Source organism: Stenotrophomonas sp. YJH_SMC_101-4 (assembly GCF_059370395.1).
In genome coordinates, this window is record NZ_JCAFTP010000002.1 from 322,194 (window position 1) to 334,937 (window position 12,744).

At 68.3% G+C, this 12,744-nt stretch carries 14 protein-coding genes; 6 read left to right on the forward strand and 8 right to left on the reverse strand.

The window, feature by feature from the left end:
- Positions 1-12: 12 nt before the first annotated feature.
- Positions 13-657 (reverse strand): HvfX family Cu-binding RiPP maturation protein, encoded by a 645-nt coding sequence (locus tag AC5P8D_RS07685; RefSeq protein WP_159359895.1) that lies wholly within the window; start codon positions 655-657, stop codon positions 13-15.
- Between the two features lie 294 nt (positions 658-951).
- On the opposite strand from AC5P8D_RS07685, the gene AC5P8D_RS07690 reads away from it, so the two are divergent.
- From AC5P8D_RS07690 to AC5P8D_RS07710, 5 genes are all read left to right on the forward strand, one after another.
- Positions 952-1,746 carry an alpha/beta fold hydrolase gene (locus AC5P8D_RS07690; RefSeq protein WP_010483441.1) on the forward strand — a complete coding sequence of 265 codons (795 nt, stop codon included), beginning with the start codon at positions 952-954 and terminating at the stop codon, positions 1,744-1,746.
- Between the two features lie 3 nt (positions 1,747-1,749).
- Positions 1,750-2,295 (forward strand): redoxin domain-containing protein, encoded by a 546-nt coding sequence (locus tag AC5P8D_RS07695; RefSeq protein ID WP_159359896.1) that lies wholly within the window; start codon positions 1,750-1,752, stop codon positions 2,293-2,295.
- A 57-nt stretch (positions 2,296-2,352) separates the two neighbouring features.
- On the forward strand, positions 2,353-3,093 hold the full coding sequence (locus AC5P8D_RS07700) for a response regulator (RefSeq protein WP_010483437.1): 741 nt from the start codon (positions 2,353-2,355) through the stop codon (positions 3,091-3,093).
- On the forward strand, positions 3,090-4,403 hold the full coding sequence (locus AC5P8D_RS07705; protein ID WP_053442656.1) for a sensor histidine kinase: 1,314 nt from the start codon (positions 3,090-3,092) through the stop codon (positions 4,401-4,403). Before AC5P8D_RS07700 ends, AC5P8D_RS07705 begins: the two co-directional genes overlap by 4 nt.
- Before the next feature lie 184 nt (positions 4,404-4,587).
- The gene (locus AC5P8D_RS07710; protein ID WP_010483431.1) at positions 4,588-5,847 is read left to right on the forward strand and encodes an MFS transporter; all 1,260 of its coding nucleotides are present in this window, start codon (positions 4,588-4,590) and stop codon (positions 5,845-5,847) included.
- A gap of 4 nt (positions 5,848-5,851) precedes the next feature.
- Here AC5P8D_RS07710 and AC5P8D_RS07715 read toward each other — a convergent pair whose 3' ends face one another.
- Positions 5,852-6,799, reverse strand: coding sequence for a nucleoside hydrolase (locus AC5P8D_RS07715; RefSeq protein WP_010483429.1), 948 nt, complete (start codon positions 6,797-6,799; stop codon positions 5,852-5,854).
- A gap of 151 nt (positions 6,800-6,950) precedes the next feature.
- Here AC5P8D_RS07715 and AC5P8D_RS07720 point away from each other — a divergent pair, with 151 nt between their 5' ends.
- The gene (locus AC5P8D_RS07720) at positions 6,951-7,283 is read left to right on the forward strand and encodes a hypothetical protein (protein WP_312386324.1); all 333 of its coding nucleotides are present in this window, start codon (positions 6,951-6,953) and stop codon (positions 7,281-7,283) included.
- 110 nt (positions 7,284-7,393) lie between these two features.
- On the opposite strand, the gene AC5P8D_RS07725 is transcribed toward AC5P8D_RS07720, so the two are convergent.
- From AC5P8D_RS07725 to mdcE, 6 genes are all read right to left on the reverse strand, one after another.
- The gene (locus tag AC5P8D_RS07725) at positions 7,394-8,113 is read right to left on the reverse strand and encodes a GntR family transcriptional regulator (RefSeq protein ID WP_019336976.1); all 720 of its coding nucleotides are present in this window, start codon (positions 8,111-8,113) and stop codon (positions 7,394-7,396) included.
- 56 nt (positions 8,114-8,169) lie between these two features.
- On the reverse strand, positions 8,170-9,537 hold the full coding sequence (locus AC5P8D_RS07730) for an SLC13 family permease (RefSeq protein WP_049455593.1): 1,368 nt from the start codon (positions 9,535-9,537) through the stop codon (positions 8,170-8,172).
- A gap of 97 nt (positions 9,538-9,634) precedes the next feature.
- A complete protein-coding gene (mdcH, locus tag AC5P8D_RS07735) occupies positions 9,635-10,555 on the reverse strand; it encodes a malonate decarboxylase subunit epsilon (RefSeq protein WP_495203224.1) in 921 nt (306 codons plus the stop codon).
- The gene (gene mdcB, locus AC5P8D_RS07740; protein ID WP_217015410.1) at positions 10,552-11,409 is read right to left on the reverse strand and encodes a triphosphoribosyl-dephospho-CoA synthase MdcB; all 858 of its coding nucleotides are present in this window, start codon (positions 11,407-11,409) and stop codon (positions 10,552-10,554) included. Before mdcB ends, mdcH begins: the two co-directional genes overlap by 4 nt.
- Positions 11,406-12,047: a malonate decarboxylase holo-[acyl-carrier-protein] synthase gene (gene mdcG, locus AC5P8D_RS07745; RefSeq protein WP_043396789.1), complete on the reverse strand. Its 642-nt coding sequence runs from the start codon at positions 12,045-12,047 to the stop codon at positions 11,406-11,408. Before mdcG ends, mdcB begins: the two co-directional genes overlap by 4 nt.
- Positions 12,040-12,744, reverse strand: coding sequence for a biotin-independent malonate decarboxylase subunit gamma (mdcE, locus tag AC5P8D_RS07750; protein ID WP_049413545.1), 705 nt, complete (start codon positions 12,742-12,744; stop codon positions 12,040-12,042). The genes mdcG and mdcE overlap by 8 nt, the downstream gene beginning before the upstream one ends.

Sequence of the window (12,744 nt, forward strand, 5' to 3'; positions counted from 1 at the left end):
GGGTTAAGCGGATCAGGCGTTGCGGCGACGGCGCAGTCGGTAACCCAGCAGCAGGGCGCCGCCGAGTAGTGCGCCACCGAAACCGATACCGGGCAGCAGCGCGGCGACCGGCAGCAGCAGGGCGATCAGGCTCACGCCCCAGCCGAGGCCGTCGTTGCCCGCCGCGGCGCGCTGCGGGCCGGCCAGCAGGCGGTCCAGGCTGAGTGCACCGCCGCCGTTGAGGATCAGCGGCAGCAGCATGGCCAGGAACAGCAGCGGCAGCTTGAAGTTGCCGTAGCCCTGGTCGGTGATTGCGTAGCCCTGCCACAGCTCACCCAGGCTGTTCCATTGGTCCGGCCAGTGCACGGCAGCGATGGCAACAAGGGTCAGCACCCAGAAGATGTAGGCCACCGAGCGCGTGGCCAGGCCCAGCAGCAGCATCACCGCGCCCACCAGTTCCAGCCAGGTGGCCAGCTGCCAGTTGAGTGACGCAGGCAGGGTGGAGAACGGGAACGGGAAACGCCCTTCCAGGTCGGCGAACCAGTTCTGTCCGCCCAGCTTCTCGCGGCCCGATTCAAAGAACTCCCAGGCCAGCAGGGCGCGCGGCGCCAATGGCGAGAGCCAGCGGCCGACGGCGTCCAGGCGGGGTGTATACACGGAAGAAGCGGAGCTGATCATGGGAGTGTCCTGCGGGCCAGTGGTCGATGGAGGCCATTCCGAGCCACGCAGGTATCGGCAACGTGTGCTGTTGCCCGGGGTTTTGTCAGCGACTGTGGCTGTGTCAGGGGGTTCGTACAGTCAGATACAAAGACGCCGCGTCGGGCGTTCGCCGGGCCATGCCCAGCGGCCGAATGTATCCAACTGTAGAAATCCGCCGCCGCCCTACAGTCCGGTACAACTCTGCCTCGCAGCGAAACAGCGCCGATACACCCCCAGGCGGAAATGGACACTCCCAACACCGGAGTGCCACCCATGATCCGCACCACCCTGCTCGCCGCTGCCCTCGCCCTTGCCGGCGTCGCGACGCCGGCATTCGCCGCCGAGGCCGATGCCGGCGCCGCGCCCACCGTCATCCTGGTCCACGGTGCCTTCGCCGATGGCTCCAGCTGGAACAAGGTCATCACCACCCTGCATGACTGGAAACTGCCTGCGGTGGCCGTGCAGAACCCGCTCACCTCGCTGGCCGACGATGTGGCCGCCACCCGTCGCGCGATTGCCGCCGCACCGGGCAAGGTCGTGCTGGTCGGCCACAGCTGGGGCGGCACGGTCATCACCGAAGCGGGCAACGATCCCAAGGTGCAGGCGCTGGTGTACGTGGCCGCATTCGCACCGGATGCCGGGCAGTCATCGGCACAGCAGGGCGAGGGCTATCCGGTCGGCCCGGGCCTGACGCGCCTGCAGGAGAAGGACGGCTACCTGACCCTGCCAGCCGACGCCATCGCCCAGGACTTCGCACCGGATGTGATGAAGAAGACCGCTGCACTGTTGTACAGCACGCAGGTGCCATTGAAGGCCAGCGCGCTGGGTGAGTCCGTCACTGTGGCCGCGTGGCGCAGCAAGCCGAGCTGGTACGTGCTCAGCCGTGACGACCGCATGTTGTCGCCGCAACTGCAGGCGGCCACCGCAAAGCGCATTGGCGCGCAGCTGCAATCGATCGGCAGCAGCCATGTGTCGCTGCTCTCGCACCCGGCTCAGGTGGCTGACAGCATTCTGGAGGCCGCAGGCGTGAAGCCGGCCGAACTGCCGCTGGCCGAGCAGGGAGGCTGAACGATGGGCGCGCTGCGTGTGTATGTACTGCCGTTGCTGCTGGGCCTGCTGGGTGGGGCTGCGCTGCTGATGGCCTGGCCCAGCCCGGAGGCCGGTGCGCATCCGGCGCAGGCCGCTCCTGCTGTCGGGTTCGATGGCGGCGGGCCCTGGCACAACAGCCCACCGCTCGCGTTGAATCAACTGCGTGGGCAGGTGGTGCTGGTCGAGTTCTGGACCTACGCCTGCAGCAACTGTCTCACCGTGGCACCGCATGTGCACCAGTGGCATGCACGTTACGCGCGGCAGGGGCTGCAGGTGATCGGCGTGCATACTCCGGAGTTCGCCTACGAAGGCCTGCCCGGCAATGTGCGCAAGGCCATCGCGCGGCTGGATATCACCTGGCCGGTGGTGCAGGACAACCAGTACCGGATCTGGAACGCCTGGGGCAACCGCTTCTGGCCGGCGCTTTACCTGGTCGACCGGCAGGGCAGGGTGGTCTACCGCCACTACGGTGAAGGCGATTACGCACGTACCGAAAGCGAGATCCAGCGCCTGCTGGCCAGCCCCTGAGCCGCGCTACCATGGCCGCGCCGCGCGGCCTTGACCTCCGTCTTCATCGAGAACGCAATGAACCACGTACCGCACATCCTTGTCGTCGACGATGACAGCGAGATCCGCCAGATGCTGGCCGACTACCTGCAGCGCAACGGCCTGCGCGTCAGCCAGGCCGATGGCGGCCGTGCGATGCGCGCGCTGATGGACACCCACGCGGTGGACCTGGTGGTGCTGGACGTGATGATGCCCGGCGAGGACGGGTTGAGCCTGTGCCGCAACCTGCGTGCCGGCAAGCATCGCGCGGTGCCGGTGGTGCTGCTGACCGCCCGCGACGACGAAACCGACCGCATCATCGGCCTTGAAATGGGCGCCGATGACTACGTGACCAAGCCGTTCTCCTCACGCGAACTGCTGGCGCGCATCAATGCGGTGATCCGGCGCACGCAGATGCTGCCGCCGAACCTGCAGGTGAGTGAAGCCGGCCGCCAGTTGGCCTTCGGCGACTGGCGCCTGGATACCACTGCCCGCCATCTGCTGGATGCGCAGGACACCGCCTATCCGCTCAGCGGTGCGGAATTCCGACTGCTGCGCGTGTTTCTCGACCACGCCAACCGTGTGCTCAGCCGCGACCAGCTGCTCAGCCTTACCCAGGGCCGTGATGCAGAACTGTTCGATCGTTCCATCGATCTCCTGGTCAGCCGCGTGCGCCAGCGCCTGGGCGATGACGCGCGTGAGCCCACCTACATCAAGACCGTGCGCAGCGAAGGCTACGTGTTCAGCGTGCCGGTGCAGCTGCTGGGGCCGGAGGAATGAACGCCCGCGCGCGCCGCCTGCCGTGGCCGCGCACGCTGTCGGCGCGCCTGCTGCTGGTGCTGCTGGGCGGTTTGATCCTGGCCCATGCGCTGTCCTTCGGCCTGTTGTTCTACGAACGCTACCAGTCCACCCGCAGCATGATGCTGCGCAACCTGGACGAGGATGCAGCAGTGAGCGTGGCCCTGCTGGAACACCTGCCGGCCGACCAGCGCCAGGCCTGGGTGCCGCGGTTGGAGCGGCGCACGTACCGTTACCTGTTGCGCCCGGCACAGGCCGGCCCGGCGTTGGAAACCGATCGTGCGCGCCAGGTCACCGCCATCATCGATGACAGTCTGGAACACCGCTATCCGCTGCAGGCGCGGCAGGTGGCACGGCTGCCGGAACGTTTTGAAGTGGAGCTGCGCCTGCACGACGGTTCACCGTTGACCATCGAAGTCACACCGTCGGGCCTGCCGCTGGCGCGCTGGCTGCCGGCCGTGCTGCTGGTGCAGCTGGCCCTGCTGCTGGTATGCGCCTGGCTGGCGGTGCGGCTGGCATTGCGCCCGCTGCGGCAGCTCTCGCACGCCGTCGAGCAACTGCAGCCTGGCAAGGACGCACCGATGCTGCCCGAAGACGGCCCCGCCGAAGTGGGCACGGCCGCAGCCGCGCTCAATGCACTGCAGGCGCGGATCCGTGGCCATGTCAGCGAGCGGCTGCAGATCCTGGCCGCGATCTCGCATGACCTGCAGACCCCCATCACGCGCATGAAGCTTCGGGTGGAGACCCTGCCTGAAGACAGCACCCAGCAGCGCCTGCTGGCCGACCTCGATCACCTTGGGCAGCTGGTGCGTGAGGGCGTGGCCTATGCGCGCAGCAGCCACGTTGCCGCTGGCGCGCCGGTGTCGATGGACCTGGGCGCGTTCCTCGCCAGTGTGGTCGGCGACTACGAGGACATGGGCAAGCCGGTCACTGGCGGTGCGCCCGCTGGACTGGTCGTGCAGACCTGGCCGCAGCCGCTGCGCCGCGTGGTCGGCAATCTGGTCGACAACGCATTGCGCTACGCCGGCGCCGCCGAGATCGAGGCGGGCCGCGATACGGCCGGAAGGGTGTGGATCAGCATTTCCGACCGTGGCCCCGGCATTCCCGAGGACCAGCTGCAGGCAGTGCTGGCACCGTTCCACCGGCTGGAGAGCTCGCGCAACCGCGATACCGGAGGGACCGGTCTGGGACTGGCCATCGCGGTGCAGCTGGCGCAGTCGCTGGGTGGTTCGCTGAGGTTGCACAACCGCGAGGGTGGCGGGCTGCGGGCGGAACTGCAGCTGCCGGGCTGAGTTGCCCGGCCTTGTGTTCCAGCAAGGATGCTTCTGCTTCGGCCCTGGCGGTGAGCGCTTCACCGGTCATGAAACCCAGTGCATGCACGCAGTCGACAGCCGATGACCGGCATTTCACCCCGTCCATGCCACGCTGCGCGGAACCTGCCCAACCGGGACCGAGGCTGTTGAAGGCGAACACGCAATGACCGCGGCGCGGCAGCGCTCGATGTGGGTGGCCGGCCTGTCCACGGTGGTGGAGTGGTACGACTTCACCCTGTACCTGTACTTCGCCACGGTGTTGTCGCGGGTGTTCTTCGGTGGTGGCGAGCAGGCGCTGCTCGTCACGCTTGCCGGCTTCGCGGTGTCCTACCTGATGCGTCCACTGGGCGCGCTGTGCTTCGGCCACCTGGGCGACCGCCTGGGCCGGCGCTGGATGCTGCTGGCTTCGATGGCGTTGATGGCGGCGGCAATGCTGGCCACTGCGCTGCTGCCAACCGCGGCCACCGCAGGCACCACGGCGGGCGTGCTGCTGCTGGTACTGCGCTGCGTGATGGCGTTTTCGGTGGGCGGCGAATACACCGGCGTGGTGGCCTACCTGCTGGAAAGCGCACCCGTGCGGCGACGAGGCCTGGTGACCTCGTTGGCGTCGGCAGCCAGCGAAGTGGGGGCGCTGCTGGCGGTGGCGATTTCCGCGCTCACTGTCGCGCTGCTGCCCACCGCGCAGCTGGACAGCTGGGGCTGGCGCATTCCGTTCTTCTTCGGTGCCGCGCTGGCACTGGTGATCCTGGTTGCGCGGTCGGGCATGCGTGAATCGCCTGAGTTCGAGCGCCAGCAGCGCGAGGGCAGCATTCCCGCCACGCCGCTGCGGCATGTGCTCCGCAACCATCCCGCAGCAGTGGCGCGCACCTTCGCGATCTCGGCGCTGGGCTCGATCACCTACTACGTGGGCATCACCTACGTGCCGTCGTTCCTGCATGCGCAGGGTCATGACGAAGCCGATGCGCTGTGGCTGTCGACGATTGCGGCAGTGGCGGTGATCGCGATCACGCCACTGTGCGGCGCATTGTCCGACCGCGTCGGACGACGGCCGGTGCTGCTGGGCCTGACCGTGCTGGCAGCGCTGCTGCCGCTGTCCCTGTTCGCGTGGATGGCGCAGGCGACGGCGCTGGGCATCGCGCTGGCCGCCGTGCTGCTGGCCTGCGTGGCCGGTGGTGTCAGTGCGGTCGCGGCCCCGGCCACGGCCGAGCAGTTCCCGGGCGAAGGCCGGGTCAGCGGGTTGGCACTGGGTGTGACCATGGCCACCGCGGTGTTCGGCGGCGCGACGCCTTGGCTGGCGCAATGGTGGGTGGAACGCAGCGGCTGGGCGGCGGCACCGGGCGCGATGATCGCGCTGGTGGCAGTGCTGGTGCTTCCGGTGCTGTGGACCCTGCCCGAGACCGTCCCAGGCAGGGCCAGACGCTAGCCGATCAGACCTTCAGGGTCTGCTCGATGTCGGCCAGTACCGCGGCCGCATCCACGCCGATGGCGACGGACTGCAGCACGTGGCCATCCCACACGCTGGGGCCGAAGCCCATGCCTTCCGGCTTCGGAATGGTCATGCCACGGGCAACGCCGTCGGTGGCCACGCGCACGCTGGCACGCTCGAACTGGAACAGCTCCGGACGGGTCAGGGCAATGCAGGCGCAGCAGTCGTGCACGACCATGCCCTTGTGGCCGGCCTGCAGGTAGAAGTCCACGTAGTCCTGCGACAGTGCACGGACCAGCTCGGCGTCGGCGCCGCCGAGTGCGGCCAGCTTATCCAGGCCATCACGGTCCATTTCCACGCGGGTGGTCACGTCCAGGCCGATCGCGGTGACCGGCCAATCGGTGGTGAACACCACGTCGGCCGCTTCGGCGTCACCCCAGATGTTGGCCTCGGCGGCCGGGGTGATGTTGCCGTTGACGTGGAAGGCGCCGCCCATCAGCACCACGCCGCGCACCAGGCTGGCGATGTCCGGCGCCTGCTGCAGGGCCAGGGCCAGGTTGGTCATGCGGCCGACCGCGACCAGGGTCACCTCGCCCGGATGGGCGCGGACCAGGTCGATGATCAGCTGGTGGGCGGGGCGCGCGTCGGCGGTCACGTCCAGTTCGGCCGGCACCGGGTGGTTGCCCAGGCCGTTGTGGCCATGGATGTGCACCGGCCAGGCTTCCGGGGTGGCTTCCGGCTGCAGCGGGCCACCGGCACCGCGCGCGACCGGTGCGGCAAAGCCCCAGGCCTGCTTCAGGTACAGCGCATTGTGCGTGGTCGACTCCACCGAGGCATTGCCGAAGGTGGTGGTGACGCCGATCAGGTCGATCTGGGCGTGCTTGTGCAGGTACAGCAGGGCCAGGGCGTCGTCGACGCCCGGGTCGGTATCGAAAATGACTTTCAGCATGTTGTTGTTCTTCTTCTTCCGTGTGGTGCGGGGGGCGCCGGCGGCCCGGAGACAGGCCGGCGCGCCCTACATTGTCCCATCTTCATGACAGGCAGGGCCATTGCCGGGGTGGCAGGCCATAATGCCCCCAGTCCAGGCACGGAGTCGCCGCATGCTGATCGTTGCCCTTCTGCTGGTCCTGCTGGTGCTGGGCCTGAACGTGGTGGCTACCGTGGTGATCGTCAAGCGTGATGGCCTGTCGGCGGGCGGCCGGACGGTGCAGTTGCTGCTGATCTGGCTGCTGCCGCTGGTGGGCGCAATCCTGTGCATGGCGGTGGCCACGGCCGATGGCTCGGGAAGCCGGGGGGACAACGGTCTCGGCGGTGCCTACGATCATTCGGGCGGGTATTCCGGCGACAACTACAGCCAGCACAACCACAGCAGCTCCGACTGTGGAAGCGACGGCGGCAGCAGTGACGGTGGTGGTGGCAGCTGCAGCGATTGAGGTCTCTGTAGAGTCGAGCCTTGCTCGACTGCACTTCGCTCCAACGCCGCGGTGCCTGGTCGAAAAGCAGTCGAGCATGGCTCGACTCTACAAAAGCGACGACGGCCCGCTCAGCCGCCGCCTTCGGTCGGCAGCGGCGCCGGCACATTCAACAACCCGCCTGCCGCGACATAGGCGGCCAATGCCTGACCCTGGCTGAGCAGGTGGCGCTCCATGGTGCGTTCGGCGGCAGCGGCGTCACGCCTGCGGAAGCACTCCATCAGTTCGCGGTGCTCTGCCAGCGACTGCGCGGTGCGGCCCGGAGTCAGCAGCTGGCGGCCACGGTGCATCTTCAGGATGCGGTGCAGGTCGTGGGTGATCCGGATCAGCCACGGGTTGCCGGCGTAATGTTGCACGGTCTCGTGAATGAGGTAGTTGTTGCGGTAGTACTCGGCGATGTTGCCTTCGGCCGCTGCCGTCTCCATTGCTGCATGCAGGTCTTCCAGCTGCTGCACACCGGCATCGTCGATGTGCTTCACCGCCTCGTGCGCGCAGCGGCCTTCCAGCATCGCCATCACCGGAAACAGCTGGTTGAGGTCTTCCAGCGTCAGTCGCGTGACCCTGCTGCCACGACCCGCATCGATCTGCACCAGGCCTTCAGCGGCCAGCAGCTTCAGGGCCTCGCGCAGCGGTGTGCGGCTGATGCCCAGTTCTTCGCACAGCGCGGGCTCGTCGATCCACTCGCCCGGCGGCAGGCGATAGTCATAGATGCGTTCGCGCACGTGTTCGGCCACCTCTTCGTACAGAGGTGCGCGCTTCTTCGGTGACCGCGGGGCAGGGGCAATAGCCATGCGCAGAGTGTAACGCCAGGTCGTGCCGACCAGTGGCCGGCACGACCGTTCGACGGTTACATCCAGCCGGGCACCACGAACACCAGCCAGGCCAGCAGCGGCCCCAGCGCGACCACCAGACCGCTGTACACCAGGAAGCGGCGGAACAGGGTCTCGCGCTCTTCCTTCGCGGCCGAGGCCACCACCAGTGCGCCATTGGTGGAGAACGGGCTGACATCGACGATGGTGGACGACACCGCCAGCGCGCAGATCACGCCGGCGGCGCTGAGGTGGCCCTGCATCAGAAACGGCACCGCCAGCGGAATCGTGGCGCCCAGTACCGCCGCCGAGGAAGCGAATGCGGAGACGATGCCGCCGACGTAGCACACCAGCAGCGCGCCCAGCAGCGGAATGCCGATATCGGACACGCCGTTGCCGATGAAGTCCACCGCGCCGGCATGTTCCAGCACGCCGATGTAGGTCACCACGCCGCAGATCAGCAGCACGGTGGACCAGCTGATGCCATCGACCGCACCCTTCTGGCTTTGTGGCGACAACAGCGCCAGCCCCACCGCCACGGTGATCGAGACCAGGCCGACGTTGAGGTTGTAGATCAGTGCCGCCACGCCCAGGCCGAGCAGGCCGATCAGGGTGAACAACCGCTCGCGGGTCAGGCCCACCGCGTCCAGTGCCGCCGGATCATTGCTGAGCGTGCCGCCGCCTGCTGCGACCAGCGCGCCATGGCCTTCGATCGCGAACTGGCGCGACGACGCCTGCGGGCCGCCGGCCATCGCCAGTTCGGCAGTGCCGATCATTCCTGCTGCGGTGATCGAGCCACGCCGCAGCAGGGCGACGCCACCGAAAGCGAAGAAGCAGATCGTGGCCATCATGAAGTTGAAGCCCAGGCTGGTCAGGAACACCGCCATCTCGGTCACTTCCAGCCCGGCCTTCTGCACCACGCCGTTGGTGATGCTGCCGTACACGCTGATGGGCGAGAAGCCGCCGGCCTGCGCACCGTGGATGACCAGCAGGCCCATCATCAGCGGGTTGATGTTGTACTGCTTGGCAAAGCGCAGCGCGACCGGCCCGATGATCGCCACCGCGGCGGGGCCGAGTGCGCCGAAGGCGGTGAGGACCGCGGTGATGACGAACATCACCCACGGAATGGCCACGATATGGCCGCGTACCGCTTTCACCGCCCAGTGCACCAGCAGGTCGATGGTACCGTTCTTCTGCGCGATGGCGAACAGGTAGGTGATGCCAACCAGGGTCAGGAACAGATCGCCGGGAAAGCCGGCCAGGACCTCCTTGCCGCCCATGTCGACCCACAGCCCACCGATGATGAAGGCCAGCGCGAAGGCGACGGCACCCATGTTGATCGGTAGAGCGGTGGCGATGATGAACATGATCACCAGGCCGATGATCGTTGCGATTTGTGGACTCATGCGCCCTCCCAGACACGTGACTCACGTACAGCGCGGATGGAGACCCGCCATCCCGGGGTAAGGCGACGTACTGCGTGTTGCGTACTGCTCGAACCCGTTACTGCAGCCGCTCCAGCGCGTTGCGGACCCAGCCCGCCGCGCCGTCGAGGCTCTGGAATTCCTCCACCGCGCGCACCTCGCAGCACGGATAATCGGACGCGACCATGCGGGCCAAGGCATTGCCCGGGCCCAGCTGCAGGAACACCCGCGCACCGCGCTCGTAGGCCTGGCGCATCACCTGCGCCCACTCGATGGTCTGCGCCAGCTGCAACGACAGCGTGTGGACCGCCGTTGTGCGATCCCGCACCGGACGCGCATCGATGCCGGCCAGCAGCGGCAGGCGCGGGGCCTGTAGCGCGGAGGCATCGAGGGCCGCAGCGAACGGTGCGACCGCCGCTGCCAGCAGCGGTGTGTGCGCCGGAACGTGCACCGGCAGCGGCCGGATGCCTGCACCGCGTGCACGCGCTGCATCGGCCAGGCCCTGCAGCGAGGCGTGCGTGCCGCCCACGATGAAATGGTCGTGCCCGTTGGCGATGGCCACGTACGCACCGTGCAGATCGCACAGCGGCTGCAGTACGTGGCGTTCCAGGCCAAGCACCGCCTGCAGACCTGCATCGGCGGGGCTGGCGCTGTCCATCAACCACGCGCGCCGAGCGGCGAGAGCCAGGCAGGTGGCGGCATCAACGCTGCCGGCGATCGCATGCGCGGCCAGTTCACCGATGCTGTAGCCGGCCACCAGCACCGGTGCTTGCACCGCTTCGCGAAGTCCCTGCCAGTGCGCGAGGCTGGCTGCACACAGCAGGGGCTGCGCGAGTGCATTGCCGAAGCGCGATTCGTCAGCGGCCGCCGCGAACACATCGCGTCCAAGCACTGCGCTGGCAGCCTCCAGTACGTTGCGCGCGGCAGGCAGATCGCGCACGTGCTCGAACATCGCGGCGTGCTGCGCGCCTTGCCCGGGGCAGAGCAGGGCAAGGCTCATACGCCCTCCTGCTGCAGCAGGAACCAGCTGCAGGCAAGCAGATCAGCACTGCCACCAGGGCTCAGGCGGCGTGCGACGAAGCGCTCACCGATGCCGTGCAGGCGTGCCTGCCAGCCGGGTACGAAGGTACCGCCGCCCTGCAGAAAACGGCGCGCCTGCCGCTGGGCCCAGCGCAGGCCGTCGGCGCCGCCACGGTGCAGCAGGTTGAGGTCATCCACGCACGCGATCAGCTGCATCAGGGTCTGGCACATCGCGGCCTCGCGTGGCAGGCCGCTGGCCAGTGCGTGGCGCAGGGTAGGCAGTGCCACATCGCGCAGCAGCGGGTAGCCGGTGGCCGCTTGTTCGCGCACACCTTGCACGCCGTGCCGCGCGCGCGCGCGCTGGCCAGGGCTGTTCGCATCCAGAGGTGCGCCGGCGAGCTCGGCAGCCCAACGGCGCACTTCCTGGCAGACCTGTTCGGCTGCGATGGCATGGCCCGCGCGGCCCTGGCAGGCAGCGGACGCGGCCACCAGCAGCCCAAGGCTGAAGATCGCACCGCGATGGGTGTTGATGCCCGCGGTGGCGTGCAGCATCGATATCTCAGCGGCGATGCCATGCGCCCGCAGTGTCTGGAACGGCGCCGCGCTGGCACCGGCGTCGGCCACGGCGATGAAGTAGTGGCGCAGCGCGAACAGACTTCGCAGGAACGTGCCGGCGTCCATGTCGCGATGGCTGCCGGTGTCGAAGGGTGTGACCAGTCCGGGCTTGGGCGCCAGTGCCAGTTCCGCGTGCAGGCTGGCGATGGCGAGGCGCCCCAGTCGCGCGCTGTTCACGGCAGCGACTGGCCTGAGTGCAGGTTGCACGACGGCGTTCATGCGCTCACCCCGGTGGAAGCGAACAACGCCTCGCGCAGTTCCAGAGCGGCACCATCGAGGCGCTTGACCAGTACCTCGCGGCTGCGTCCGGCGTACTCGCGCCAGTTCACGGCGGCGTCGCCGCCCAGGCACAGCTCGCCATCGACCCGCCGGTCGTGTTCGGCTTCCCATGCCTGTAGCCGTGCAGCCAGGGCATCGGCCTGCGCGGTGGTGTCGATCGGCCACAGCAGATCGACGTCCGAGCGCGCGTGCACATAGCGCAGGCCAGTGAGGTGCTGCCACGCGAAGGCACCGATTACGCGCGCCCCAGCGATGTTCTGCAGCACTTCAAGGGGCCGCTGCCAGTCCTGTGGAACGTCGCCTTCCAGCACCGTCTGAAGTGTCGGCGGCGGCGCGGTGCGCAGCACATCGTGTGCTCGTACGCGCAGGGCCAGGCGCAGTTTGCCCTCGGCGGGCGGTAGCGGCACGCCCAGACGCAGGCGGGGGTCCGCATCATCGGCGGCACGTCGCGCGACGATGGCCGGCCGGCCCTGCGCAAACCAATCGGCCAAGCGCGACTCATGCGCGGCAATGTCCGCCTGCCAGCCGGCGTGCGCTGACAGCCAGACCAGCGTATGGCGGGGCAGCCGCTCAGGCATCGCCCTGGCTCACGGCAGCAGCCACGCGTGCGGCCAGCATGCGCCCGCCACGTTCGGCTCCGCGCACGGCGCGGCGGTCGCCATCGGCGGGCGTGCGCAGTGCCTGCAGCAGGTGGGCGGCCAGGTTGCCGTTCCAGATCGAGTCCACCGCACCCATCGCTACGTAGTTTTCCACGCCCGGCGCGAACACCGGTGAGGTCTGGCTGAGCGACTGCAGTTTCTCCAGCGGCTGCTTGGTCACCCGTGCCATCGCGCGCAGGTCCATCACCCGCACCTGTGCATCGGGCAGGGCGTGGATGTGGTCGGCCATCAGACCGAATGAGAGGAAGCCGCCACTGACGGATTCACCGTAGACCAGCGTGACCAGTTGCGCACCACGGCGGCGTGCCAGATCGAGCGTCTGCGCGAGATGCGCAAAGTAACCATTGATGCCAAGCAGTTCGTCGCGCCGCGCCAGGCGCTGGCCGGCGGTATCCACCAGCATCACGATCGGCCGCTGAGGATGTGCGCGGGTGCTGGCCAGCACCATCCCGGCCAGTGCCAGTGCGTGGTCCACGCCGACTTCGAGTTTGTCGGCGGTACCGATCACGGTCACCTCGCCGTCCTCGGTGGTAGCGCTGCCGGTCAGCACCGAATCGTTCACCGCAATCGCATGCCCCTGCGGGAACAGGGCATCGAGCAGGCTCTGCAGTTGCAT

Bases quoted from the DNA above. Each gene is read 5' to 3' on its own strand.
- AC5P8D_RS07685 (WP_159359895.1), bottom strand. From the start codon at position 657: ATGATCAGCTCCGCTTCTTCCGTGTATACACCCCGCCTGGACGCCGTC.
- AC5P8D_RS07690 (WP_010483441.1), top strand. From the start codon at position 952: ATGATCCGCACCACCCTGCTCGCCGCTGCCCTCGCCCTTGCCGGCGTC.
- AC5P8D_RS07695 (WP_159359896.1), top strand. From the start codon at position 1,750: ATGGGCGCGCTGCGTGTGTATGTACTGCCGTTGCTGCTGGGCCTGCTG.
- AC5P8D_RS07700 (WP_010483437.1), top strand. From the start codon at position 2,353: ATGAACCACGTACCGCACATCCTTGTCGTCGACGATGACAGCGAGATC.
- AC5P8D_RS07705 (WP_053442656.1), top strand. From the start codon at position 3,090: ATGAACGCCCGCGCGCGCCGCCTGCCGTGGCCGCGCACGCTGTCGGCG.
- AC5P8D_RS07710 (WP_010483431.1), top strand. From the start codon at position 4,588: ATGACCGCGGCGCGGCAGCGCTCGATGTGGGTGGCCGGCCTGTCCACG.
- AC5P8D_RS07715 (WP_010483429.1), bottom strand. From the start codon at position 6,799: ATGCTGAAAGTCATTTTCGATACCGACCCGGGCGTCGACGACGCCCTG.
- AC5P8D_RS07720 (WP_312386324.1), top strand. From the start codon at position 6,951: ATGCTGATCGTTGCCCTTCTGCTGGTCCTGCTGGTGCTGGGCCTGAAC.
- AC5P8D_RS07725 (WP_019336976.1), bottom strand. From the start codon at position 8,113: ATGGCTATTGCCCCTGCCCCGCGGTCACCGAAGAAGCGCGCACCTCTG.
- AC5P8D_RS07730 (WP_049455593.1), bottom strand. From the start codon at position 9,537: ATGAGTCCACAAATCGCAACGATCATCGGCCTGGTGATCATGTTCATC.
- mdcH (WP_495203224.1), bottom strand. From the start codon at position 10,555: ATGAGCCTTGCCCTGCTCTGCCCCGGGCAAGGCGCGCAGCACGCCGCG.
- mdcB (WP_217015410.1), bottom strand. From the start codon at position 11,409: ATGAACGCCGTCGTGCAACCTGCACTCAGGCCAGTCGCTGCCGTGAAC.
- mdcG (WP_043396789.1), bottom strand. From the start codon at position 12,047: ATGCCTGAGCGGCTGCCCCGCCATACGCTGGTCTGGCTGTCAGCGCAC.
- mdcE (WP_049413545.1), bottom strand. From the start codon at position 12,744: ATGCAACTGCAGAGCCTGCTCGATGCCCTGTTCCCGCAGGGGCATGCG.